The sequence below is a fragment of the Paraburkholderia sp. BCC1885 genome, assembly GCF_900996235.1.
In the GTDB taxonomy this organism is placed as follows: domain Bacteria; phylum Pseudomonadota; class Gammaproteobacteria; order Burkholderiales; family Burkholderiaceae; genus Paraburkholderia.
This window is the reverse complement of the sequence record NZ_CAAJGM010000166.1, coordinates 88,340-110,924: the sequence shown is the minus strand read 5'-3', so window position 1 is coordinate 110,924 and position 22,585 is coordinate 88,340. Positions and strand designations below refer to the sequence as shown.

Annotated in this window: 19 protein-coding genes; 10 read left to right on the top strand and 9 right to left on the bottom strand. The window is 62.5% G+C overall.

All coding sequences use genetic code 11. The annotated features are described in order from the left end of the window. Together bamA and FQ755_RS16150 are read left to right on the top strand one after the other, a co-directional pair. A partial coding sequence (gene bamA / locus FQ755_RS16155; protein ID WP_144155852.1) for an outer membrane protein assembly factor BamA occupies positions 1-1,245 on the top strand: 1,245 nt, incomplete at its 5' end. Between the two features lie 366 nt (positions 1,246-1,611). Then, on the top strand, positions 1,612-3,033 hold the full coding sequence (locus tag FQ755_RS16150; protein WP_144155851.1) for a TIGR00366 family protein: 1,422 nt from the start codon (positions 1,612-1,614) through the stop codon (positions 3,031-3,033). A 72-nt stretch (positions 3,034-3,105) separates the two neighbouring features. Here FQ755_RS16150 and FQ755_RS16145 read toward each other — a convergent pair whose 3' ends face one another. The 3 genes from FQ755_RS16145 to FQ755_RS16135 form a co-directional block, all read right to left on the bottom strand. Next, the gene (locus FQ755_RS16145) at positions 3,106-3,450 is read right to left on the bottom strand and encodes a hypothetical protein (RefSeq protein ID WP_260858620.1); all 345 of its coding nucleotides are present in this window, start codon (positions 3,448-3,450) and stop codon (positions 3,106-3,108) included. Positions 3,451-3,593: 143 nt separating this feature from the next. Beyond that, positions 3,594-5,282: a tannase/feruloyl esterase family alpha/beta hydrolase gene (locus FQ755_RS16140; protein ID WP_144155850.1), complete on the bottom strand. Its 1,689-nt coding sequence runs from the start codon at positions 5,280-5,282 to the stop codon at positions 3,594-3,596. A 17-nt stretch (positions 5,283-5,299) separates the two neighbouring features. After that, positions 5,300-6,406 carry an OpgC domain-containing protein gene (locus FQ755_RS16135; RefSeq protein WP_144155849.1) on the bottom strand — a complete coding sequence of 369 codons (1,107 nt, stop codon included), beginning with the start codon at positions 6,404-6,406 and terminating at the stop codon, positions 5,300-5,302. A gap of 389 nt (positions 6,407-6,795) precedes the next feature. Between FQ755_RS16135 and FQ755_RS16130 the strand changes: the two genes are divergently transcribed. The 3 genes from FQ755_RS16130 (at position 6,796) to FQ755_RS16120 (ending at position 11,564) form a co-directional block, all read left to right on the top strand. After that, the gene (locus FQ755_RS16130) at positions 6,796-8,310 is read left to right on the top strand and encodes an ATPase domain-containing protein (protein ID WP_144155848.1); all 1,515 of its coding nucleotides are present in this window, start codon (positions 6,796-6,798) and stop codon (positions 8,308-8,310) included. Positions 8,311-8,317: 7 nt separating this feature from the next. Continuing rightward, positions 8,318-9,997 (top strand): ATP-binding protein, encoded by a 1,680-nt coding sequence (locus tag FQ755_RS16125; protein ID WP_144155847.1) that lies wholly within the window; start codon positions 8,318-8,320, stop codon positions 9,995-9,997. Positions 9,998-10,208: 211 nt separating this feature from the next. Further along, positions 10,209-11,564 (top strand): MFS transporter, encoded by a 1,356-nt coding sequence (locus FQ755_RS16120; protein WP_144155846.1) that lies wholly within the window; start codon positions 10,209-10,211, stop codon positions 11,562-11,564. On the opposite strand, the gene FQ755_RS16115 is transcribed toward FQ755_RS16120, so the two are convergent. Continuing rightward, positions 11,561-12,070: a dihydrofolate reductase gene (locus FQ755_RS16115; protein ID WP_144155845.1), complete on the bottom strand. Its 510-nt coding sequence runs from the start codon at positions 12,068-12,070 to the stop codon at positions 11,561-11,563. The genes FQ755_RS16120 and FQ755_RS16115 overlap by 4 nt on opposite strands. A 303-nt stretch (positions 12,071-12,373) precedes the next feature. On the opposite strand from FQ755_RS16115, the gene FQ755_RS16110 reads away from it, so the two are divergent. Continuing rightward, positions 12,374-13,102, top strand: coding sequence for a FadR/GntR family transcriptional regulator (locus FQ755_RS16110; RefSeq protein WP_144155844.1), 729 nt, complete (start codon positions 12,374-12,376; stop codon positions 13,100-13,102). A gap of 80 nt (positions 13,103-13,182) precedes the next feature. Here FQ755_RS16110 and FQ755_RS16105 read toward each other — a convergent pair whose 3' ends face one another. Then, positions 13,183-14,925, bottom strand: a complete 1,743-nt coding sequence (locus FQ755_RS16105) for an IlvD/Edd family dehydratase (RefSeq protein ID WP_144155843.1) — start codon at positions 14,923-14,925, stop codon at positions 13,183-13,185. A gap of 444 nt (positions 14,926-15,369) precedes the next feature. Here FQ755_RS16105 and FQ755_RS16100 point away from each other — a divergent pair, with 444 nt between their 5' ends. The 3 genes from FQ755_RS16100 to FQ755_RS16090 are packed head-to-tail and all read left to right on the top strand — an operon-like array spanning position 15,370 to position 18,233. Further along, complete coding sequence (locus FQ755_RS16100) at positions 15,370-16,464, top strand: sugar ABC transporter substrate-binding protein (protein WP_144155842.1); 1,095 nt, start codon at positions 15,370-15,372, stop codon at positions 16,462-16,464. Continuing rightward, the gene (locus FQ755_RS16095; RefSeq protein WP_144155841.1) at positions 16,464-17,450 is read left to right on the top strand and encodes an ABC transporter permease; all 987 of its coding nucleotides are present in this window, start codon (positions 16,464-16,466) and stop codon (positions 17,448-17,450) included. The genes FQ755_RS16100 and FQ755_RS16095 overlap by 1 nt, the downstream gene beginning before the upstream one ends. A gap of 12 nt (positions 17,451-17,462) precedes the next feature. After that, entirely contained in the window at positions 17,463-18,233 is a 771-nt protein-coding gene (locus FQ755_RS16090; RefSeq protein ID WP_144155840.1) for an ATP-binding cassette domain-containing protein, read from the top strand. Positions 18,234-18,268: 35 nt separating this feature from the next. Here the strand turns inward: FQ755_RS16090 and FQ755_RS16085 are convergent, their stop codons facing one another. From FQ755_RS16085 to FQ755_RS16075, 3 genes are all read right to left on the bottom strand, one after another. Beyond that, entirely contained in the window at positions 18,269-19,402 is a 1,134-nt protein-coding gene (locus tag FQ755_RS16085) for an alpha/beta hydrolase family protein (protein WP_144155839.1), read from the bottom strand. A gap of 2 nt (positions 19,403-19,404) precedes the next feature. After that, a complete protein-coding gene (locus FQ755_RS16080) occupies positions 19,405-20,283 on the bottom strand; it encodes a GyrI-like domain-containing protein (protein WP_144155838.1) in 879 nt (292 codons plus the stop codon). A 363-nt stretch (positions 20,284-20,646) separates the two neighbouring features. Continuing rightward, positions 20,647-21,168: a low molecular weight phosphatase family protein gene (locus tag FQ755_RS16075; protein WP_144155837.1), complete on the bottom strand. Its 522-nt coding sequence runs from the start codon at positions 21,166-21,168 to the stop codon at positions 20,647-20,649. A 224-nt stretch (positions 21,169-21,392) separates the two neighbouring features. Between FQ755_RS16075 and FQ755_RS16070 the strand changes: the two genes are divergently transcribed. Continuing rightward, a complete protein-coding gene (locus tag FQ755_RS16070; protein ID WP_144155836.1) occupies positions 21,393-21,656 on the top strand; it encodes a hypothetical protein in 264 nt (87 codons plus the stop codon). 96 nt (positions 21,657-21,752) lie between these two features. Here the strand turns inward: FQ755_RS16070 and FQ755_RS16065 are convergent, their stop codons facing one another. Beyond that, on the bottom strand, positions 21,753-22,493 hold the full coding sequence (locus tag FQ755_RS16065) for a response regulator (protein WP_144155835.1): 741 nt from the start codon (positions 22,491-22,493) through the stop codon (positions 21,753-21,755). Between the last annotated feature and the right edge of the window lie 92 nt (positions 22,494-22,585).

The following is a 22,585-nucleotide window of genomic DNA, read 5'->3' as shown; positions in this document are numbered from 1 at the left end:
CGCCGCATCAACATCGTCGGCAACACCCGCACGCGCGACGAAGTGGTGCGCCGCGAAATGCGTCAGCTCGAAAGCTCGTGGTTCGATTCGAGCCGCCTCGCGCTGTCGAAAGACCGTATCAACCGCCTGGGCTACTTCACGGACGTCGACGTGACGACCATCCCGGTCGAAGGCACGGCCGACCAGGTCGACGTGGACGTGAAGGTCACCGAGAAGCCGACCGGTTCGGTCACGCTGGGTCTGGGTTACGGTTCCGGCGAAGGCCCGATCATTTCGGCGGGCGTGTCGCAGGACAACGTGTTCGGCTCGGGGACGAGTCTCGCGGTCAACGTGAACACGGCCACGACCTTCCGCACGCTGACGGTCACGCAGGTGGACCCGTATTTCACGGTGGACGGCATCAAGCGTATTACCGATGTCTATTACCGGACCAGCGAGCCGCTGTATTACTCGAACCAGACCGACACCAGCTTCCGGATCATTACGGCCGGCGCGGACATGAAGTTCGGCATTCCGTTCTCCGAAGCGGACATGGTGTACTTCGGCCTCGGCTTCGAACAGAACCGTCTGGACGTCGACTCCACCACGCCGCAAAGCTATATCGACTACGTGAACGACTTCGGCCGCGTGTCGAACAACGTTCCGCTGACGATCGGCTGGTCACGCGACAATCGCGACAGCGCGCTGGTGCCGAGCCGCGGTTACTTCACGCAAGCGAACGCGGAATATGGTTCGCCGCTCGGTAGTACGCCTTACTACAAGGCCGACCTGCAGGCACAGTACTACTACTCGTTTGCGAAGGGCTTCGTGCTCGGCCTGAACTTCCAGGGCGGCTACGGTAACGGTCTCGACGGCAAGCCGTACCCGATTTTCAAGAACTACTACGCAGGCGGTATCGGTTCGGTGCGCGGCTACGAGCCGAGCTCGCTGGGTCCGCGTGACGCGTCGACGGGCGACCCGATCGGTGGCTCGAAGATGCTGGTGGGTAACATCGAACTGACGTTCCCGCTGCCGGGCACCGGCTACGACCGCACGCTGCGCGTCTTCACGTTCTTCGACGGCGGTAACGTCTGGGGCGACGAAGGTAACAGCGTCGGCGCTAACGGCCTGCGTTACGCATATGGCGCGGGTCTGGCGTGGATCTCGCCAATCGGGCCGCTCAAGCTGAGCCTTGGCTTCCCGCTCGTCAAGCACGCCGGCGACCAGTACCAGAAGTTCCAGTTCCAGATCGGTACGGCGTTCTAAGCATCACGTCAAAGCAGGTATCAAAGCGAGGGCAGCCATGGCTGCCCTCGGTCTTTTCCGCCTCCGCTTTTTCCCCTTGCTTCAGTCCTTTGCATTCCGCCTCCCCAAAGCAGCATTCTTCAGACGATAACGCACTCGTCCGCCCGCTCCGCGGCGGGTTTTTGCGCATGCTTTCGACGTGTGTTTGCGTCATGTCGGCTTCAGAGCAACAAATCCCAAAATCAGGTAGGGTTCGTGCCGCGATACCGCGCGCCGGCGTGCACATAGGCTGCGTTTGACGATCCTCATGCCGCGCATCAATGCACGCCCGAGGCGCGGCTCGTGAGACATGCCGCACCTCAGGACGCGGCCAGAGGAAGAGACATCATGGACAACAGCGAAACCGGTTCAGCCCACCCCCACTCACATTCCAGTGAACGCCGCGGCATCGTCGCGGGCCTCGTCTACGTGTTCGAGCAGGTCATGCCGGACCCGTTTGTCCTTTCGATCGGCCTGACCGTCGTCGTGATTCTGCTGGCGTTTGGCTTTGCGCCACATGCGACGCTGCCGGTGATCCTGACATCCTGGTACGGCGGCACCTTCGGCATTCTCGGCTTCGCGCTGCAGATGATTCTGATTCTCGCGACGGGTTACGCCATCGCCGAGGCGCCGCTCGTACAGCGCGGTCTGCGGAAGATGGCCGCCGGCGTGCATACGCCCGCGCGGGCCGCGCTGCTGGTGTTCCCGATCGTCGCCGTGGCGGCATGGCTCAACTGGGGACTCGGGCTGATCGTCGGCGCGCTGCTGTCGCGTGAAATCGCGCGGCGCGTGAAAGTGGATTTCGCGTGGCTGGTGGCGGGCAGCTATTCGGCGTGGTCGGTTTGCAATAGCGGGCTGTCGAGTTCGATTGCGTTGTCGCAGGCGTCGCACGGCAACGCGCTGAATCTGGTGGAAAAAGCCACCGGCCAGGTAATTCCGCTGAGCCAAACGGTGTTCGCGTCGTTCGTCTTTATCCCGAGCGTGCTCGTGGTGGTGGTGATGACGGCGATCTTCATCAAGATGCATCCGAAGCCCGAACACGTCGTGGCCTTTAACGACACCACACCGGAAGCCGGCGCGAGCGCGAATGCGAATGCAGCGGCAAACGCCGACGCCGATCCGCACGCGCGCGGCGTTTTGCCGACCTCGCTGGCGGCGCGCATGGAGCGCTCGATGCTGGGCACGTTGATCCTGCTCGTGCTGGGCATTGGCTATCTCGCCATGACCTGGCATGAGAAGGGCTTCGAGCTCGACATCAACACGACGATCCTGATCTTTCTGCTGGTGGGCCTCGCGCTGCAACGCACGCCGATCGCCTACGCCGATGCGATTCGCCGCGCCGCGCGCCAGACTGGCTCGATGCTGCTGCAGTACCCGGTGTACGGCGGCATCATGGGCATCATGACCGGCACCGGACTGGCATCGACGATCGCCAAGACTTTCGTCGCGATCGCCACGCCGGTGACGCTGCCGGTGCTGAGCTATCTGAGCTCGCTGATCATCACCTTGCTGATTCCGAGCGCCGGCGGTCACTGGGCCGTGCAAGGGCCGTTCGTGTTGCCGGCCGCGCTGAGCCTGCATGCTTCCGTGCCGCGCACCGCAATGGGCGTGGCGATGGCGGAAAACGTATCGAACATGCTGCAGCCGTTCTGGGCCGTGCCGGTGGTGGCGATTGCGGGCATTCGCATCCAGCGCGTGATGGGCTACACGGCGGTGACCTTTGCGGTGTCGCTGGTCATTTACGGCGCGGCGCTCTGGCTGATTCCGTAACGCCGTCGCATCCCAACAGGCATGCGCCGAATGCACGTCAACGGTGCGTTCGGCGTCTGCCCAGATTCGCTCTCAGGTGGCGGATGGGATCATCAGAATCGCGATGACTTCGCCAGCCGTGGCGATCGCCACGGCGGACTCGACCGGGTTGGTATTGAGGAACGTCCATAGGTCGATATCGTCGCGGAACTGACTCCACGTGCCGAAAAATCCCAGCGACAGAATCAGTCCGAATAGCAGGCTAAAGACGAGCGTCACCGACATCCATTTGTCGTGGCTCAGCAGATTGGCGGCGAACGAAAAAGCGGCGAGACACACGACCTGGGCGGCCAGAACGGCGAGCATGCCCGGATGGTACTGGATGCCCTTGTACGTGAAGGAACGCGACAGGCGCGAGCGTTCGTATCGGTTGCCCATGGTCTTTCCTTGCGAGTCCCGGCTCGGCAGACGTGCGGTGGTCTGTTTACGGTACGCCCAAATCCAATGAAGTCAAGGCGCGGCGGCGATGCGCAACCGCGGCGTGGCTGCGGGTCACTGAGAGCTCAGCCAATGCCTTCGCGTTACGGCTCGGCGCACGTGAAGCTGCCCGCATGATTGACATTTCCGTGACCCAGATAGCGCGGAAACAGCGGATAGCGGCATAACGGCCGGGTACGTCCATTCGTCGGCAAGGCGATATCGGTTGCGCTCAGCGTTTCCGGGGACACGCCGTGCGTGACCCAGTCGTCGAGCGCGCTCAGCAGATCGACCGAAGGAATGAACACGCCGTTGCCGTGCTGATAGCCCGGCACCATGTAGAGGCGCATGAACGCATCGACCTTGTCGGCGCCATAGCGGGTGATCAGCGCGTCGTGATACGCAATGGTCTGGTTCGGGCTGATGACTTCGTCCGCGAGTCCGTGCAGCGTGATCAGTTTGCCGCCATGCGCGATGTAGCGCGACAGGTCAGTGTCCATCGCGCCGATCGTCTGGGATAGCGCGACCAGTTGACGCAAATAGCGGCCGGGGTGCTGCAGATCGAAGTTCACGGAATTGAAGTTCGCGTCCTGGGTCACGAAGTAGCGCAGATAGCTGTCGCCCTGGGTGAACAGGTAGCCGTTCGCCACGAAGGTGGGCGAGGGCAGGCGCACCGGATCGTGCGCGAGGCCGAGCATGCCGGTCAGGCGGGTGCCTTCGAATACGTTGTAGCCGGCGTAGGTGTTCGCGTGCCACGCGAGCGGGTAGGGCAGCGCGAGGCCGTTGCGCAGCACGAGCAGGGTGGCGAGCTGCGGCGCGGTGAGGCAGGTGTCGTTGCTGTTCGAAGACGCGGCCGGCTCGGTTGCCGCGGCCGCCGGGCAGCTTAGCGAATCGATGATCTCCTGCTGGTGCTGACGGCATCCCTCCACGTCGCTGACGATGCCGTCGGCCACGCCGTCGAGTTTGTCGCACACATCCAGCGTGCGCTGATATACGCGCTCGAGCAGGGCGGGCGGCACGTAGCCACCCGGCACGCCGTATTCGGCGCGGCCGAGCGCCACGCCGAGCAGCCGCACGCCGGAAAAGTTGAGCGCCGGCGAATTGGCGATCACGCCGTCGTAGTCGTCGCTGAAACGCTGCATCACCGTATAGCCTTCGCGGCCGCCGGTCGAGCCGCCGGCGAAATACATTTTCTCGGGTGGCCGGCCGTAGACGCGTTCGATCAGCGCAAGCACGGCGTCGTGGGTTTTCTTCAGGTGTGCGTAGCCGAAATTGACCACCGCCTCGTTGACGAGACCGAATTCCGCGAACGCGGAATTGCCGGTGTGGCCGGAGTCGTCGCCGAACGTCGCATAGCCTTCGGCGAGCGGCGCGTGGAGCGGCGAAAACGGCATCACGCCCAGGCCGCTGACGACCACGCCGTCATAGCCGCCGCCGCCGAGTTGCAGCGCGCGGCCGTTCCAGCGCACCGGCAAGTTGAGGTCGAAGTGAATGTCGGGCGTGTTGGGTTCCATGGCCTTGATGCTGCCGGTGATGCGACAGAACTCACCGCTCTGGTTGCCGCTGGCGGTGGCGGGAATCATCGTGGCGCTGTCGATATGCGCGCCGCGCGTGGGCAAGGCGATCAGCCGCGCGGGCAGCATCGTGCCGGCGAGAGGCGCGCATTGCGTGGCCAACGGCGCGGCCTCGTTCGACAGCGCCATGGCATTGACGGGTGCAAGCAGCCACGCCGCGCCTGTTAGCAGCGCGCACGTCACGCGCGCACGCCAGCCTCTGGCGACGCGTCCGGCCATGACAGCCCGCCTCGCGCTCATCCGCACCCGGCGCCACGCACGGCGGCGCGTGATGAGGTCTCTTTCCAGCCGCTCCAGCCGCGCGCAATGGCAAGCATTGCGGTGATCGCGACGAGGTCGCCGCCCAGCGCCACCAGCACGCCCGTCACGCCGTGCAAAGCGTGCGGCGTGGCCGTATCGACGATCAGCGAAACGAGCGTGCCGGCCACGAAGCAGACGAGCCCGGTGCGCCCCACCCGCACTACCGACGGCAGGCGCTCGGCCAGCCAGGCGATGCTGCCGCCGCGCACCAGCCGGGCCGTGACACAAAGAATGGCGAGAAAGTTGAGCACACGATCCACCGAGAGATTCTGTTTAAGCGTGCCGGGCAATGGCTGCGTCAGCACGAAAAGTTTGGCAATCGCGAAAGCAAGCACGGCAACGAGACCCACCCGCACCAGCCAGCGCGCCGCCTTCGACGTATGGAAGTCCGCGCTTACCGGATGCACGCGGCTCACAATGCCGAGCACGAACATCAATTGCCATGCAAACGGATTGAAAGCCCAATCGCCGACGTCGTCAATACTGAAGAAAGCTGCAAGCGGGCGCCCAGCGGCCCAGATCGTCACGCTCAGGATCAAGGCGGCCGCCGCGGAACGCCGCGCGAGCGGCACGGCAAGCGGCACGCAGAGCGCGAAGATGACATACATCGGCAGCACGCTGGACAGATACGGCTGGCGGCGCAACACCAGAATATCGAGCGCGGCTCGTAGCGGCTGCGTCGCAAACGGCGGCCAGCCGGTCATATCGACCATCGGCTGATTCAGATGGAACAGCGCGAGCAGTGCGCCGGACACGAGCGTCAAGAGCGCCGTCAGCAGATACGCGCGGTAGATCTCCCAACAGCGTTTGACGAAGCGCATTTGCGCGGCGCCGGGGCCGCGTCGCGTCAGCACGGCGGTGTATGCCGCGGCCGACGCATAGCCGCCGAGAAACACGAACACTTCGGCTGAGTCGCAAAACGCGTAGGCGTGCAGCATCAGATGCGACAGCGCGCTGCCGGGAATATGGTCCAAAACAATGACAATCAACACGATCCCGCGGAAGAAGTCCACTTCGATCGAGCGTCCTCCACGTGATTCCATTGCGATCCTCGTTCCTTGAGACAGGGGCTGGGACAGATACGGTTGGCGCCGTAATGCGCATCAAGTTGCCGACGGATACCACAAGGACAATTCCGCAACGGCCGGGCCTGCCCTCGCAGGCCGCGCGTTTGCGTTGCGGCGGGCCGGCCTTCCAGTAGGAGGGGCCTGCTGGCCGAATGTTCCCGCGGAACCGGCGTGTAATGTCGCCCGGATTCGCAAAACTGAATTTGGCTTTTGACGGGCCTGTGGAGCGCAGCGAGGCATTTGCACAAATCGCGGTGGCCCGCATTTTGCTCGGACGAAGACGCCGGCTGACGAAGCGAGTGGAAAAAATGACTCGCCGCGGTTGGACCATTTGCCACTATTACGTCAGATGATGACGTCACGCCATGAGCGAAAACATAGCGAAACAACGAGCGGAGCGCCTCTCCTCGGGGATTGATGGAATCGACAACATTCTGGGCGGCGGCTTGACGCCGCACCGCATGTACCTTATCGAAGGGGCGCCGGGCACCGGCAAAACGACCCTGGCCTTGCAGTTTTTACTGAGGGGCGCTTCTGAAGGACAGACCGGTCTCTACATCACGCTGTCCGAGACGAAGTCGGAACTGATCTCGGTGGCGGAGAGCCACGGTTGGGACGTGAGCAAGTTCACGATTGTCGAACTGCTGTCCGACGAGGGGCTCGACCCGCGATATGAGCAGACAGTCTTGCAGCCCGCCGAAGTCGAGCTGGGCGAAACCGTGCGCGACGTGATCCAGCAGATCGACGAACTAAGGCCGGTGCGGATCGTCCTCGACAGCCTGTCCGAATTGCGCCTGCTCTCGCAGAATCCGCTGCGCTACCGCCGGCAGATTCTGGCCTTGAAGCGCTATCTGGCGACCCGCGCCTGCACGGTGCTGTTGCTCGACGACAATTCGTCGGAGCCGGGCGACCTGCAATTGCATAGCATCGCGCACGGCGTGATCAGCCTCGACAGCCTCGCGCACGATTATGGCGGCAACCGCCGCCGACTGCGCATCGCCAAGATGCGCGGCGTCAAGTTCCGCGAGGGCTTTCACGATTTCACGCTGGATACCGGCGGCATCCATGTCTATCCGCGCCTGGTGGCCGCCGAGCACCATGCGGAGTTCGACTCGCGAGCGCGCAGCACGGGCACGGGGCGTCTCGACACACTGCTCGGCGGCGGCCTGATTCCGGGTACCAGCGCGCTGATGATCGGACCTTCGGGCGTGGGCAAGACCACGACGGTGGTGTCGTGTCTGCTCGCGGCTTTGCAGCGCGGCGAGCACTGCATCTACTACTTATTCGACGAAACACTCAATACGCTGCTGCTGCGTTCGAGAAATCTCGGCATGGATTTGCGGCCGCATATTGAAACAGGACTACTAACGGTTCGGCAGATCGATCCGGCGGAAATGTCGCCGGGCGAGTTTGCCAGCGACGTGCGCAGCGCCGTCGAAAAGCGCGGCATGAAATATGTCGCAATCGACAGTCTCAACGCTTATCTGCAGGCCATGCCCGGCGAACGTTATCTGCTGTTGCAGATGCATGAATTGCTCGGCTACCTGAACCAGCAGGGCGCCATCACGATGCTGGTGCTCGGCCAGCACGGCATCATCGGTGAAGTGCAGAACGATATCGACATCAGCTATCTGAGCGACGTGGTGGTGCTGTTCCGCTACTTCGAGCATAACGGCGAAGTGCTGACCGCCGTCGCCGCTGTGAAGAGCCGGGCGAACGCGCATGAGCGCTCGATTCGCCAGTTCCGCCTCGGCAACGACGGCGTGGAAATCGGCGAAGCCCTGCGCGATTTCGACGGCGTGCTGACCGGCTTGCCTTCGTACAAGGGGAATACCGCGTTGCTGTCTTCTCCCGAGGGTGTGATTGCTCGTGCAGGTTAACCGATCCATGGAGCGCCGTATTCTGATTCTCGCGCCGTTCGGCCGCGATGCCGATGTAATTGCCGAAGTGCTTGGCAAGGACGGTCGCGATTGCGAGCGCTGCACCGATATGCAGACGCTGACCGCAGAGCTGAGCGGCGGCGCAGGCACCGCGCTGATCACCGAAGAGGCGTTGACGGCGGATCAGGCCGCGCCGCTGTTCGCGTGGCTGGAAAACCAGCCGGCGTGGTCCGATTTCCCGATCATCCTGCTCGCGGGCGATCACGCGGCGCGGCGCTCCGCGCGCAGTATTGACGTGCTTGAGCGGCTCGGCAACGTCGTCGTGCTCGAACGGCCGCTCAGTTCCGAAACGCTGCGCCGTGCCGTCACGTCGTCGCTGCGTGCGCGCATTCGCCAATACGACTCGCGCCAGCACCTCGACGTGTCGCGCCAGCATCTCGCGCAACGCATCGAGGCCCAGGAAGCTCTGGTGCAACTCAACGATTCGCTCGAAAGCCGCATCGCCGAACGCACCCATGAGCTCGCCTCGGCGAACGACCGGCTGATGAAGGAGATTCACGAGCGCGCCAAAGTGCAGGCCGTGCTGGTGCAATCGCAGAAGATGGAGGCGCTCGGTCAACTGACCGGCGGCATCGCGCACGATTTCAATAATCTTCTCAACGTCATCATGGTCAACGCGGAATTGATTGCGCGTGTCAGCGACAATGAGCGTGTCCGCACCATGGCTGCGACCGCGAAGCGCGCCACCGAGCGCGGCGCGAAACTGACTGGCCAGTTGCTGACGTTCTCGCGCACCAGCAATTTCGATCTCAAGGCAGTCGACGTAGTGGCGCTATTGCAGGGCATGCGCGACATCATCACCGTTTCGCTCGGTTCGACGATCCAGTTCATCACCGAGTTCGACGCGGAGGAATTGTGGACCGAGGCCGACGCCAATCAGCTTGAACTGGCCATTCTGAATCTCGCCATCAACGCACGCGATGCCATGCCGGGCGGCGGCACGCTCTCGGTACGCGTCAGTCAGCGGATGGCGCCGGACCCCACGCTGGCGGACGGCCAATATGTCGTGGCCCGCTTCAGCGATACAGGCTCAGGCATTCCCGCCGATGTGATCTCGCGCGTGTTCGATCCATTCTTCACTACCAAGCCGATCGGCAAGGGTACCGGGCTCGGTTTGAGCCAGGTGTATGGCATTGCGCGCCAGACCGGCGGCACGGCACGCATCGAAAGCGAAGAGGGGCACGGCACCGCCGTGACGCTTTGGCTGCCCATGCGCGAACCGGTTGTGTCGGAGTCCGAAGCAGTATCGATGGCCGAACAAAAGGTGCAAGGCGTCAAGCGGATTCTGGTGGTGGAGGACGACAACGAAGTGCGCGGCATGCTGGTCGATTCGCTGAAAATGCTCGGTTACGTGGTGACCGAAGCGCACGACGGCAAAACGGGGCTGGGGCGTCTGGCCGGCGATCAACCCGATCTGCTGATGGTCGACTTCGCCATGCCGGGCATGAACGGCATCGACGTGATTACCGCCGCGCGCGAGGTGCGAGATGACCTGCCCGTCATTCTCGCGACAGGTTACGCGGATGTCGATATTTCGCGCCTTGCGGTGCGGCGTTGCAGCATTCTGCGCAAGCCGTTTCAGCTCGACGAATTGGCTCGCACGGTGCGGCTGAGTCTGATCGGCTGACGAGCGCGGAGCCCGCGCGACAGCATTGGGGTTTTCACTGCCAGGCGTTTTTAGTGGTCGTATTGCGCACATAATAATGAATACACGGTAAACAGAAATCGCTTTGCCGCCAGCGTTCGGGCGTCTACTCTTTGGCTACCTGAGTGAATTGCCGCTCAAGCGTCGATGTCCGCATTAACCCGCATCGGGTTGCTCGTTAAGGGGAGCGTTCATGGAGATTGAGACCCGTACTCTGGCGCGTGTGACGGCACGACTCGTCCCGTTCCTGGTGATCTGTTATTTCGTGGCGTATCTGGACCGCGTTAACGTGGGGTTCGCCGCGTTGCAGATGAACAAGGATCTTGGGTTGTCGTCGAGTGCATTCGGCTTCGGCGCAGGCATCTTTTTCATTGCGTACTTTTTCTTCGAAGTGCCATCTAATCTGCTGCTGGAGAAGTTCGGCGCGCGGCGCTGGATTGCCCGCATCATGTTCACGTGGGGGATTCTCGCCGGTGCCATGGCGTTCATTCCCGACATTGCGAAATACACCGGCATGTCGGCCGCGCATGTGTTCTTTACGTTGCGTGTGCTGCTCGGGATTGCCGAGGCGGGGTTTTTCCCAGGCATCATTTTCTTGCTGACGTTGTGGTTTCCGGCGATGTACCGGGCCCGCGTGGTCGGTTATTTCATGGCGGCGATTCCGTTGTCCACTGTGATTGGCTCGCCGGTTTCGGGCGCGCTGCTCGGCCTTAACGGCATGGGCGGTATGGCCGGATGGCAGTGGGTGTATCTGCTCGAGGCCGCGCCTGCGCTGGTGTTGTCGGTCGTGGTGTTTTTCTATCTGACCGATCAGCCCGCTCACGCCAAATGGCTGAAGGCGGAAGAGCGAGACTGGCTCGTGAGCCGGCTTGCCCAGGAGCGAGCCAAGCGTGAATCCGTGCGTAATTTCAGTGTGCGCGAGGCGCTCTTTAATCCGCGCGTGCTCGCCATCGCGCTGATCTATTTTGGTGCGAACGCAACCAATTACGGTCTGAGCTTTTTCCTGCCGCAGATCGTCAAGTCGTTTGGCCTGACCAATCTGCAAACGGGTTTTGTGACCTCGTTGCCCTATATCGTGGGCGTCATCAGCATGGTGATCTGGGGACGGCGCTCGGATCGCAAGCTCGAACGCAAGTGGCATGTGGCGATTGCGTTGCTGGTCGCAGCGGGCGGGATCGGCGCGGCCGCGGGGCTCGACAACCCGGTGCTGAAGATGGCGGCGTTGTCGATTGCGGGCTTCGGCATCTTCGGCTGCCTGCCGATTATCTGGACCTTGCCGGCGGCGTTCCTGTCCGGCGCGGCGGCCGCGTGCGGCATTGCGGTGGTGAATTCGCTCGGCAATCTGGCGGGCTTCTTCGGCCCGTTTGCAATGGGCTGGATCAAGGACAGCACCGGCGGCTTCGGCGCCGGCTTGCTCTGTCTTGCCGGGGCGGGACTGGTGGGTGTGGCGGCGGTGTTGCTGCTGCATCACGACACCGCGCTGGAGAACTCGCCCGACGCGGTCGGCGATTCGGTTGGAACAGGCGGTGAGGTGGGACACCACGTTTAGACGTTCTGTCCGTCGTTAGCCGATGTGCGTCGATAGGTCAGGAAGGTGTAAGCGGGTTGGCTGCTGACCTCTTCCCGTTCGACGCATTCGAAGTCTGCGGGTAACGCTGGAAACAGCGCATCGCCCGCGGGTTCTACGGCGACTTCCGTCAGGTAGATCGTGTCCGCATACGGCAGGAACAGGCGATAAATCTGTTCGCCACCGGCGATGAAAATTTCGTCGCGCGCATCCTCGCCGATGATGCGCGCCGCTTCCTCCAGCGAACGGCACACGGTGACACGTTCTGCGGTCACCGCCCGCGAGCCGATCACGAGCACGTCGCGATTGGGCAATGGACGGCCGATCGATTCATATGTGCGTCGTCCCATCACCACCAAATGTCCTTCGGTGAGCGCGCGAAAACGCCGCTGTTCGCCGGGCGCTTTCCACGGGATGTCGTTGGACGCGCCGATCACGCGGTTTTTAGCCATCGCAGCCACCATGGCAATGTGTTTGCCGTTTAGCATTGTCTCGTCCTGTGTGCGTGAGGCCTGATTTTAGCGTCCATGCCCATGTTGTTTCGATCTGTGAACTTCCAGCTGTTTTTGCCCGCGTCTGGAGACGAGACCAGGGACTGCCAGGTTTTCCTGGCCGCATGTTGTCCCACGATAGAGGCTTAATTTGCGAGCCGAGCGCGTGTTATGCTTAACCGAGTCTCCACACGCTAGAACGAGCCGAACGGGATACGTCGCGGCAACGGGGCGGGGGTTTCTTAAGCGCTAAATCAGTCGCGTCACGACTGAAGCGTGCACGGTCCGCGATCTCTTCATATGGATTATCGTCATCTGCAACAACGCAAGAGCCTGCATGGACGCATCGTGCAGGAGCTTGGCATGGATATCGTCAGCGGCAAGGTTCAGCCGGGCCAGCGCCTGCCCGCCGAAACCGACCTGTGCGAGCGCTACGGCGTGAGCCGCCCGGTGCTGCGCGAGGCGACGCGCGTGCTGGTCGCCAAGGGCCTGGTGGTGTCGAAGCCGCGTGTGGGCAGCGTGGTGAAGCCGCGTGAAGACTGGCACATGCTCGACCCGGATGTCCTCTACTGGACCTTGAGCAGCATGCCGGAAGGCGAATTTTTTCACTCGCTGCTGACGGTGCGGCGCGTGATCGAACCGGCTGCCGCGGCGCTCGCCGCCACTTCTGCGACCAGCGAAGATCTGGCCCGCATCGCCTCTGCGTACGAGCGCATGGCGCACGCGTCAACCGCGAGCGCGCTGCTCGAACCGGACCTCGAATTTCATCGCGCCATCATGGCAGCCACCCACAACGACCTGCTCGCGCATATCGGCAATATGTTGTCGCTGGCGTTGTCGGAGTCCATCAAGCTGACGAGCCGTCATCCGGATACGCACGCGCTCTCCCTGCCGCGTCACAAGGCGATTCTCACCGCCATCCAGAGCCGTGACGCGCTTGGCGCACGCCAGGCAAGCCTCGTTCAGCTGGAGAACGCCAGCGCCGACGCCGAGAGCATTCTGGAAGTCGTGCGCGAACATCCGGCGTGAGTCTTTTTTGACCGTCCAGCACTGAGCGCGGCGTTTTTGTCTGCCCGGTGGTTATGCCACGGCGGCGCGGCAGGCATTGCTCAATGCGAATGGCGCGGCACCTCGGCGCCACGGCAGCCCACCAGGAAGTCGAAATCGCAGCCTTGGTCCGCCTGCAGCACGTGCTTGACATACAGGCTCCGGTAGCCGCTTGCGTCGGCCGATAGCGGTTCCCACGTTTGTTTCCATGCGGCGAGCCGTGCTTGCAGTTCGGCGTCGCTAATGTCCAGGTGCAAGCGGCCGCCGTGACAATCCATCTCGATCCAGTCGCCTTCGCGCACCACCGCGAGCGGGCCGCCGGCGCGCGCTTCGGGCGAGACGTGCAGCACCACGGTGCCGTAGGCGGTGCCGCTCATGCGCGCGTCCGAGACGCGCACCATGTCGGTGACGCCCTGCGCCAGCAGCTTCGGCGGCAAGCCCATGTTGCCCACTTCGGCCATGCCGGGATAACCCTTCGGCCCGCAATTCTTCATGACGAGCACGGAGTCGGCGGTGACGTCCAGATCCGGATCGGCGATGCGCGCCTTGTAGTCGTCGAAGTTCTCGAATACCACAGCGCGGCCGCGATGCCTGAGCAGGGCCGGCGTCGCCGCGGACGGCTTGAGCACCGCGCCGTTCGGCGCGAGATTGCCGCGCAGCACGCACAGGCCGCCATCGGCGACGAGCGGTTTGTCGAGCGGACGGATCACTTCGTCGCTATAGATCGGCGCTTCCCGATTGTTGTCCCACAGCGACTGGCCGTTGGCGGTCAGCGCATCCGGATGCGGCAGCAGGCCCGCTTCGCCCAGACGCCTGACGACAGCGGGCAAACCGCCCGCGTAATAGAACTCTTCCATCAGGAAACGGCCCGACGGCTGCAGGTCGACCAAAGTAGGCGTGCCGCGACCGACGCGGGTCCAGTCGTCCAGCTCCAGAGGCACGCCAATGCGCCCGGCAATCGCCTTCAGATGAATCGCCGCATTGGTCGAGCCGCCGATTGCCGCATTCACGCGGATCGCGTTTTCGAATGCTTCACGCGTGAGCAGCTTCGACAGCTTGAGGTCCGCCAGCGCCATGTCGACGATGCGCATGCCCGACATATGCGCGAGCACGTAGCGGCGTGCATCGACGGCGGGAATGGCCGCGTTGTGCGGCAGCGTGACGCCGAGCGCTTCGGCCATGCAGGCCATCGTCGAGGCGGTGCCCATCGTATTGCAGGTGCCTGCCGAGCGCGACATGCCGGCTTCAGCGGACATGAATTCGTGCAACGAGATCTTGCCGGCCTTGACCTGCTCGCTCAATTGCCAGACCACCGTGCCCGAGCCGATATCGCGGCCATGATGCTTGCCGTTGAGCATCGGTCCGCCGCTCACCATGATGGCCGGCACGTCGCAGCTGGCCGCGCCCATCAGCAGCGCGGGGGTGGTCTTGTCGCAGCCCGCGAGCAGCACCACGGCGTCGATCGGATTGCCGCGAATCGATTCCTCCACGTCCATGCTGGCCAGGTTGCGCGTAAACATGGCCGTGGGGCGCAGATTCGATTCGCCATTCGAGAACACCGGAAATTCCACGGGAAAGCCACCCGCTTCGAACACGCCGCGCTTGACGTGCTCCGCGATCTTGCGAAAGTGCGCGTTACATGGCGTCAATTCCGACCATGTATTGCAGATTCCGATGATCGGTTTGCCCTGGAATTCGTGATCGGGGATGCCCTGATTCTTCATCCAGCTTCGGTACATGAAGCCGTTCTTGTCGGCGGTGCCGAACCAGTGGGCAGAACGTAGCGTGCGTTTCGCGTCCTTCATACAGCACTCTCCTTAGGCTGTGACGATAGTAATACTATTCGTGCAATCTGGAGTGCCAGGATGAATCCGGAGCCTGGAAGTCCGAACACTGAACCGGATGCCCTAATGCATGATGGATTTTGCTGCGTTGCAAGACACCAGGTGGTCGATGCAAAACGCCATCCGATGTCATCTCTGCGCCATGCGGCGTGTTCAATCTGAAAGGTCAACTAAACAATGCGGTGCGAATGGAATCGATCCCGCAAGAAATAGTCGGACTACTTTAGGGTATACATCGATTATTCGTCGTTGGTGCCTGATATAGCATTTTTCGTGGATTGTCATGCGGACCGCCTGCTGTTTCAGCAAGCAAGTCCGCTGGACGCGGTAATGCCCGGCAACGGCGCTTTCCCGGCCTGTGCCGTCATGAACAGTGAGTTCGAACAACAGAGACGGGAGAATGACATGGCCGAGGAGCGGGAAGACAAGAAGGACGAAGGACGGGGCGAAGTGCAGGGCATGCGGCGCGGTTTGCTGCAAGGCGCGGGACTCGCGGCGGCGATGGCCATGCTAGGCGGCATTTCAACGCCGGCCTTCGCAGCCGACGCCGCGCCGTTCCCATCGCACAAGAAATGGAAGATCGTTTTCGTCAACCACGTGACCACCAATCCGTTCTTTGTGCCGACGCAGTACGGCATTGAGGATGCCTGTGCATTGTTCGGCATGGATTATCAGTGGACCGGTTCGGCCAACGCAGACGTCGGCGAGATGGTCAACGCAATGAATGCCGCCATTGCCGCCAAGGCCGATGCCATCGCGGTGCCGATCGTCGATCCCAAGGCATTTGACGGTCCGATCCAGAAAGCACTGGACGCGGGCATTCCGGTGTTCGCCTACAACGCCGATGCGCCGCGCGGCAGCACCAATCCGCGGCTCGCGTACATCGGCCAGGACCTGTATCTGTCGGGTTATCAGATGGGCGAGCGCATTGCCAGCCTGGTCGACAGCGGGCTCGTCGCGCTCTTTATCGCCACGCCAGGGCAGCTCAACATTCAGCCGCGTCTGGACGGTGCGGCCGACGCGATCAAGAAGTCCGGCAAGAAGATCGAGGTGCAGACCATCGCAACGGGCGCGACCGTCAACGAAGAACTCTCGAAGATCAAGTCGTTCTATCTGGGCCACCAGGATGTGAAGGGCATGTTCGCGGTCGACGCGGGCAGCACCCAGGGTGTAGCGGAAGTGATGAAGGAATCGAACCTTCCGTCAAAGGGCGTGCATGGTGGCGGCTTCGACCTGCTGCCGCGCACGGTGCAGTTGATTCACGACGGCTTCCTCGATTTCACGATTGATCAGCAGCCCTACGTACAAGGCTTTTATACCGTGGTGGAAGCGTTCACGTTCCTCGCCTCGGGTGGCCTCGTCGGACCGGCTAACGTCAACTCGGGTCTGAAGTTCGTCACCAAGGGCACGGTCGATCCTTACCTCAACACCGAAACGCGTTATGAGGGCAAGAGCACGAAGCCGCAAATCGTGCCGCATAGCGGTGGGATCAAATCGTAATGTCGTCCGTAACCGATACCAAATCGGGCAATCGCACCAGACGCTGGCCTGGTGCGATTGGACGCTCCAGTGAGATTCGCATTTTGGCAGTCGCGCTGATTCTGGCTGCCTACTTCGAAATTGCCAATCACGATTTTCTGCTGACTAGCGCCAGCCTCGAAAATCTCTCGCAGTTCATTGCGCCGGTGGCGATTATCGCGTGCGGCGAAATCATGTTGATGATCGGTGGCGAGATCGATCTGTCCGCCGGCATGGTGTTCGCGTTTGCGCCATTCATCATGCACTTCGCACACGAGGCCGGGGCGCCTACATGGATCGCGCTGATCGTGGGCGTGCTGGCCGCCGCTGTGGTGGGGCTGATCAATGGCGCGGTAACGGTGTATCTGCGCATTCCCTCGTTCGTGACGACGCTTGGCACGCTGTTCTTCATCAACGGCCTCACGCTGACGATCTCGCGCGGCACGCCGGTGTCCACGCCCGAAGGCAACGACTTTGCCGCTTTCATGGGCGCATGGGGCTATAGCGAGATCATCTGGACCGTCGCGATTGCGGCCTTCATGCACGTCCTGTTGCGCAATACGCGCTGGGGTTTGCACACGATCGCATCCGGAGCGAATCCGCTGGGGTCGAGCGAGGCGGGGATCAACGTCAAGCGGCTGAAACTCGGCAACTTCGTCATTGCCGCGGTGCTGGCCGGTTTTACGGGGATTCTGGAAGGATTCCGCATTACCTCGATCGATCCGCAGGCCGGCGGCAATCAGATCATGTTCCTGGCCGTCGCCGCGGCCGTGATCGGCGGCACGCCGCTCGCGGGCGGTTCGGGTACGATCATCGGCGGCCTGATCGGCGCGGCAGTGTTAGGCATCCTGAATGATGGCTTTACGCTGATCGGCATCAACGCCTTCACTTTCAATATGATTCTCGGCGCCGCGATTCTTGCCGCGATGATCTTCAACATCCACGTCGTGCGTCTCGCGCGCAAGTAAGGGAGAGTCGTGATGTCCGAAGGGGCGTATGCGCTGCGCGGTGACGAGATCGTCAAGCGCTTTGGCGCCGTTACCGCACTCGATGGCGTGTCGTTGACGCTTAAGCCCGGCGAGATTCTCGGCGTGCTGGGCGACAACGGCGCGGGCAAATCGACGCTGATCAAGATACTCACCGGCTTTCACCAGCAGACCAGCGGCAAGCTCTTTATCGACGGCGAGGAGACCTTGCTGCGCTCGGTCGATCACGCGCGTTCGCTCGGCATCGAATGCGTCTATCAGGATCTGGCGTTGGCGAACTCGCTGAGTATCTATCACAACATGTTCCTGAACCGCGAGATCATTCATCCGGGGCCGTTTCGCCTGTTGAATAACCGCGCGATGCGATCGCGCGCGGCCGAATGTCTCGAAGAGATCGGCGTGCGGGTGCCTTCGGTGGACTTGCCGGTCGAGCAGCTTTCCGGCGGCCAGCGCCAGGCGATCGCGGTGGCGCGCGCGGTCAATTCGAACGCGAAGATTTTGTTGCTCGACGAACCGCTTGCCGCGATGGGCGCTCGCGAAGCCGGCCTGATCATCGATCTCGTGCTGCGTCTGAAAGAGAAGGGCGGCTTGTCGATCGTGATGATCATGCACAACTACGCGCAGACACTCGACATTGCCGACCGCGTCATGCTGATGCAGCGCGGCCGTGTGACCTACGAGAAGGAATCCGCGAGTACGTCGGTGGCGGAATTGATGGAGATCGTGCGGCGCGAATACCGGGCCATGCGGACGGCGGCGAACTGAGCCCTCAGACGCCGCCGTATCCGTCCACCGCGTGTCTACTGCCTGGCCGCCGGCAACGTGTTCCCGAAAAATGCGAGCGCCTGTTCGACGGCTTGCGCATGAATCGCGTCCCGCTCGACGCCGGGACCGTCGTCGCAAATCACAGGAGTGCTTACGACGGCGTCCGTAAGGCATGTGTCCAGATAGGTATTGTGCGCCGCCCCCGGCACCATAAGCACCGTCGCGCCCGGCAGCAACCCTGCAATCCGCTGGATATTGGTTTGCGGCGGCGCGATTTTATCGGCCGTACCCGCCATCAATGAAACGGGAATGTGAACGTCGGCGAAGGACGTTTGGTCGAACGCCTCACCCAGGGCGGGAGCAATGGCGAACACCGCCTTGATGCGCGGGTCGCGATACGAGTCGCCGGATTGCGCCATGGAGGCCGTGGTCTCGGGCGAGAAATGGCTCGGTGCATGCGCGCCGTCCGCGAGACGATCCATTTCCGGCGGACGGCAAATCGCATCCGCGGCTGATGACGCGCAGAAGTCCAGGAAGCGCTTCAGGTTGGTGCGTGCGCCGGCCAATTCGAGCACCGTATAGCCGCCAAGCGAGAATCCCACTGCGCCGATGCGGGTCGTGTCGATGTGTGCGCCGAGTGCAGGATCGGCGAGTACGTTATCGAGCACTTCACTGATGTCGGTCGCGCGTTCCCACCACAGGATGAAGCCGTCGAAGGTCAACGGTTCCAGCGCATTATTGCCGGGATGATTCACGCCGGCCACGATATAGCCATTCGCCGCCAGCGCGGACGCCAGCCAGTCGAGGCTCGCGGCGCTCCCGCCCGTGCCGTGCGACAGCACAAGCAGCGGATACTTTGCGCGAGCGGGCGAGAGCGGCGCGTTTGCGGCGAGCGGATGTCCTTTAAAAAGCGGATGGCCCGGAGCGCCGATCTCACGCGATGTTTCGGGAATCGCGGCATCCACCGGATACCAGACGTTCGTCACTAGTGCCTGAGTTTGCGCGCCGCGCCAGTCGCGAGCGATGGGCGGGTGAATCAGCCGCAGGGCCGCGCCGACGTGATACGGTGCCGTGCTGTCGACATCCGCGGCCAGTGTGGACGATGCGGCACAGCAGTCAACGCAGCAGGCAGCGAGTGCCACGGCAACGGCGAGGTAACGACGCAGCATATTCAATCCTGACGAATGGGGATCAAGAGATCAGTGATGCATTCATGTCGCCGCTCGGCCGAGGGCGTGTTGCGATAGAGTTCCAGCGCGGGCCGGTCGTCGGGCTCGTAGCCGCTTTGCGGCAGCCAGCCGCCGAACAACGCGGCGAACGTGGGGCCAATCAGCGCATAAGGTCCGACGAGACGATGAGCCGCATACAAGCCGCCTTCGACGCGCGTCGCCTCAAGTGGCCCGACCGCTTCCATTGGCTCGGCCGTCACGACGCCGGCGAGGTAACGGAAATCGCCGTGCTCGTCTTCGGGGTCCCCTGAAACGATGCCGATCTTGCCGAGGACCCGCGTTGAATCCATCTCCCGGCCGAGCGTCTGCGATAACGTCCTGAACGTTTGCTTGATGGTGGCGGTCGGTCCCTGGTGGCGAAGACCCAGGACATCGAGCGGTGCGAGTTCGATGAGTTCGACGAATGAAACGTCGGCAGTGCTTGCCTCTGTGCCGTCCGATGCGATTGGATCTTTCTCAGCGCGCGGCGCGAGAAGGTTCTTCTGTCGCGTCTGGAAGATGCTGGGGCTCACGCCGGTCAAGCCGCGAAAAGCCCGCGCGAAAGCCTGCGGACTGTCATAGCCCACGTTCCCCGCGACGGTGGTAACGGAATCGTCAGCGACGGTCAGGCGATACGCCGCCTGTGCGAGCCGCACACGCTGCACGGTTTCGGCGATGCTCTCGCCGGTCAGGGCGCGGTAAATCCGATGAAAGTGATACGGCGAAAGATGTGCGACCGCCGCGAGACTATCCACGGTATGGGGCGCGCCTGGATTGGCGAGGATCGCCTCGATGACGCGGGCGATCCGTCGATGGTAATCGCGTTCGGTATTGGGCTTCATGATGGCCGTAGCATAGTCCGTTCGCAGCGCAAAGACGGTGCAGAGCTTGCTGTCTTTGTCCAGCCGTGGAGCGGTCGCTTTGGCAAAGCCCGCACTGACGGCGAGCGGGCTGCTTACTGCATGAGTGATGCCATCCGGCGCTTGCCGCCGCGGAGTTGTCCACACAATCTGTTCAGAAGGCTGTGGACAATTCGCGGGCAAACGTCGCAAGTCGCTGAAACGATTGGATTTGTGCGGCGCGCAGCGGGAGTGTGCAGCAGCCCTGCGCGCGACCCCACCCACGGGACTACGGAGTAAGTAACGACTGGCTCGCCGTCCGCGCGATGCGCAGCGTCAATACCCGCGTGGGCGCCGCCTGGCCGTTCAGCCTGGGCAGACGATATCGCGTTCGGGCGTCGTCATTTCGACGTCCGGCGCGCACGCCTCAGCCGGCGCGGACGGCACGGTATAGCGTGGTAACTCCATGAACAGCGTGATCCGGCGCACGATTTGCCAGAACACCTTTTCGAATGAACGGGCGCGCTCTTCCGGCGTCATGCCCGGCGCGAGTGGATCGGCGAAGTGCCATTGCACGAACAGGGGCTTGCCCGGAAAGTCCGGCGCATGATATTCCGCCACCCGCTCATCGAGCGCGACGATCAGGTCCATGCGCGGCGCCCATTCACCGGTGAATTCCAGCCAGCTTTTAGGCGCGAGCAAGCCCAGCTCGGAAATGCCAGGGCGCAGTTGCGCGATGGTGAGCGCGTGGACCCGCGCGGCAGGCTCGGCGCCCGCGCTGTAAACTTCGAAGCGGTGGCCTGCCAGCTCGCGCAAAAGCGCTTCCGCCATGATGCTGCGCGCTGAGTTCTCTCGACAGAGAAACAGCACCTTATATTTACTGGTCACGCTCTTGCCCCGTTGCATATTTTCATTGTGAGCGGGATTCTGACGACCCAGTCTTGCACTGCCGTGACAGTACAATGTCCGGATGTCCAGATGCGCTTCGGACCGTCGTTCAATCGAAGCGTTTTCCCGCTCTTCGGATCGTATCGCAAGTTCGAACGTCTCCCACGAGCGCGGCGGTTGGGCAATAGTCGGAGATAACCTGAAACGTGTTCGGGAATTCCAACATGCCAGATACCACGGCAAAACCGGCTCGCGCGCCGGAGGTCATCGATCAGGACTTCAAAGACCTGATGGCCTCGCGGTTACCCGTTACCGTAGCACGCGAAAAATTCGAGTGCCTCTGGGACGAAGCGAATTCTCTCGCCGCGCAACTGGTCGGCACGGAACGGGGCGGCCCATACCTCGCGCTCCTCAAACGCATGCACGAAACTTTTGAGAACCATTATCGCGGCGCGCCGCAACGCAATGCCGGCGACCGGCAGCGTTGATGCGGCGGCTGCAGCCTTCGATACGGTCTGCCATGAGGTAATCGTAAGCCGGGCTGACGTCCTCTATTCAGGGTAACGGCAAAGGCTGCCAGACCTTTAGCTATAAACCGGTTGTTGCCGCGTGGCCGGTTGTTCGCCATCGGGAACGAAGACGTAGCCGCGGCCGCGCACCGTCTGCAGAATTCGTGGCGAAGACGGATTGGCTTCGAGCACCTGCCGCAGACGCCAGACCTGCACGTCGACGCCGCGATCGGTGCGCTCGCCTTCCGGGCCGTATAGAAGTTCGATCAGGCGATTGCGCGTCAAGGTGCGCATCGAGTGATTGATAAAGACCTTGAGCAAGGCGAATTCGGTGGCGGAGAGGATCAGCGTGCGGCTGTCGATGGTCAGCGTGCGTGTCTGGAAGTCGAGCTTGCAGCAGCCGAACGCGAAGGGCGTGCGTTGTTCGGGCGCTGTGGGCAGCGGCACCGCGCGGCGGCGCCGCAAGGTGGCTTCGACGCGGGCGACCAGTTCGCGTGGATTGAACGGCTTGCTGATGTAATCGTCGGCGCCCATTTCGAGTCCGACGATCCGGTCCACGTCGTCGGAGCGGCCGCTCAGCAGAATGACGGGGATGTCGTCGCCTGCCGCGCGCAGCCGTCCCAGCGCGGTGAGGCCATCGACGCCGGGCATCTGCACGTCGAGGACGACTACGTCCGCCCGCTCGTGATCGAGCCGTTGCTGCAGCGCGCCCGCGTCATGCAACGTCGACACCGCAATGCCCTGGCGCGCCAGGTAGTCGCACAGGAGCGTGCGCAGCTCCGGGTCGTCGTCAACGAGAAGGATTCGGGTCGTCATGGTTTCCAGATTCTTGCGGAGGACAGGTTGTCGGCTTGTTGACGCAGGCGCCTTTGTTGTCTTTAACGCGGCGGGAGCCTGGAATCCGTCGC

Bases quoted from the DNA above. Each gene is read 5' to 3' on its own strand.
- FQ755_RS16145 (WP_260858620.1), bottom strand. From the start codon at position 3,450: ATGGGCAACCGATACGAACGCTCGCGCCTGTCGCGTTCCTTCACGTAC.
- FQ755_RS16110 (WP_144155844.1), top strand. From the start codon at position 12,374: ATGGATTATCGTCATCTGCAACAACGCAAGAGCCTGCATGGACGCATC.
- FQ755_RS16125 (WP_144155847.1), top strand. From the start codon at position 8,318: ATGGAGCGCCGTATTCTGATTCTCGCGCCGTTCGGCCGCGATGCCGAT.
- FQ755_RS16135 (WP_144155849.1), bottom strand. From the start codon at position 6,406: ATGGAATCACGTGGAGGACGCTCGATCGAAGTGGACTTCTTCCGCGGG.
- FQ755_RS16130 (WP_144155848.1), top strand. From the start codon at position 6,796: ATGAGCGAAAACATAGCGAAACAACGAGCGGAGCGCCTCTCCTCGGGG.
- FQ755_RS16105 (WP_144155843.1), bottom strand. From the start codon at position 14,925: ATGAAGGACGCGAAACGCACGCTACGTTCTGCCCACTGGTTCGGCACC.
- FQ755_RS16065 (WP_144155835.1), bottom strand. From the start codon at position 22,493: ATGACGACCCGAATCCTTCTCGTTGACGACGACCCGGAGCTGCGCACG.
- FQ755_RS16085 (WP_144155839.1), bottom strand. From the start codon at position 19,402: ATGCTGCGTCGTTACCTCGCCGTTGCCGTGGCACTCGCTGCCTGCTGC.
- FQ755_RS16100 (WP_144155842.1), top strand. From the start codon at position 15,370: ATGGCCGAGGAGCGGGAAGACAAGAAGGACGAAGGACGGGGCGAAGTG.
- FQ755_RS16140 (WP_144155850.1), bottom strand. From the start codon at position 5,282: ATGGCCGGACGCGTCGCCAGAGGCTGGCGTGCGCGCGTGACGTGCGCG.
- FQ755_RS16090 (WP_144155840.1), top strand. From the start codon at position 17,463: ATGTCCGAAGGGGCGTATGCGCTGCGCGGTGACGAGATCGTCAAGCGC.
- FQ755_RS16115 (WP_144155845.1), bottom strand. From the start codon at position 12,070: ATGCTAAACGGCAAACACATTGCCATGGTGGCTGCGATGGCTAAAAAC.
- FQ755_RS16095 (WP_144155841.1), top strand. From the start codon at position 16,464: ATGTCGTCCGTAACCGATACCAAATCGGGCAATCGCACCAGACGCTGG.
- FQ755_RS16120 (WP_144155846.1), top strand. From the start codon at position 10,209: ATGGAGATTGAGACCCGTACTCTGGCGCGTGTGACGGCACGACTCGTC.
- FQ755_RS16150 (WP_144155851.1), top strand. From the start codon at position 1,612: ATGGACAACAGCGAAACCGGTTCAGCCCACCCCCACTCACATTCCAGT.
- FQ755_RS16080 (WP_144155838.1), bottom strand. From the start codon at position 20,283: ATGAAGCCCAATACCGAACGCGATTACCATCGACGGATCGCCCGCGTC.
- FQ755_RS16070 (WP_144155836.1), top strand. From the start codon at position 21,393: ATGCCAGATACCACGGCAAAACCGGCTCGCGCGCCGGAGGTCATCGAT.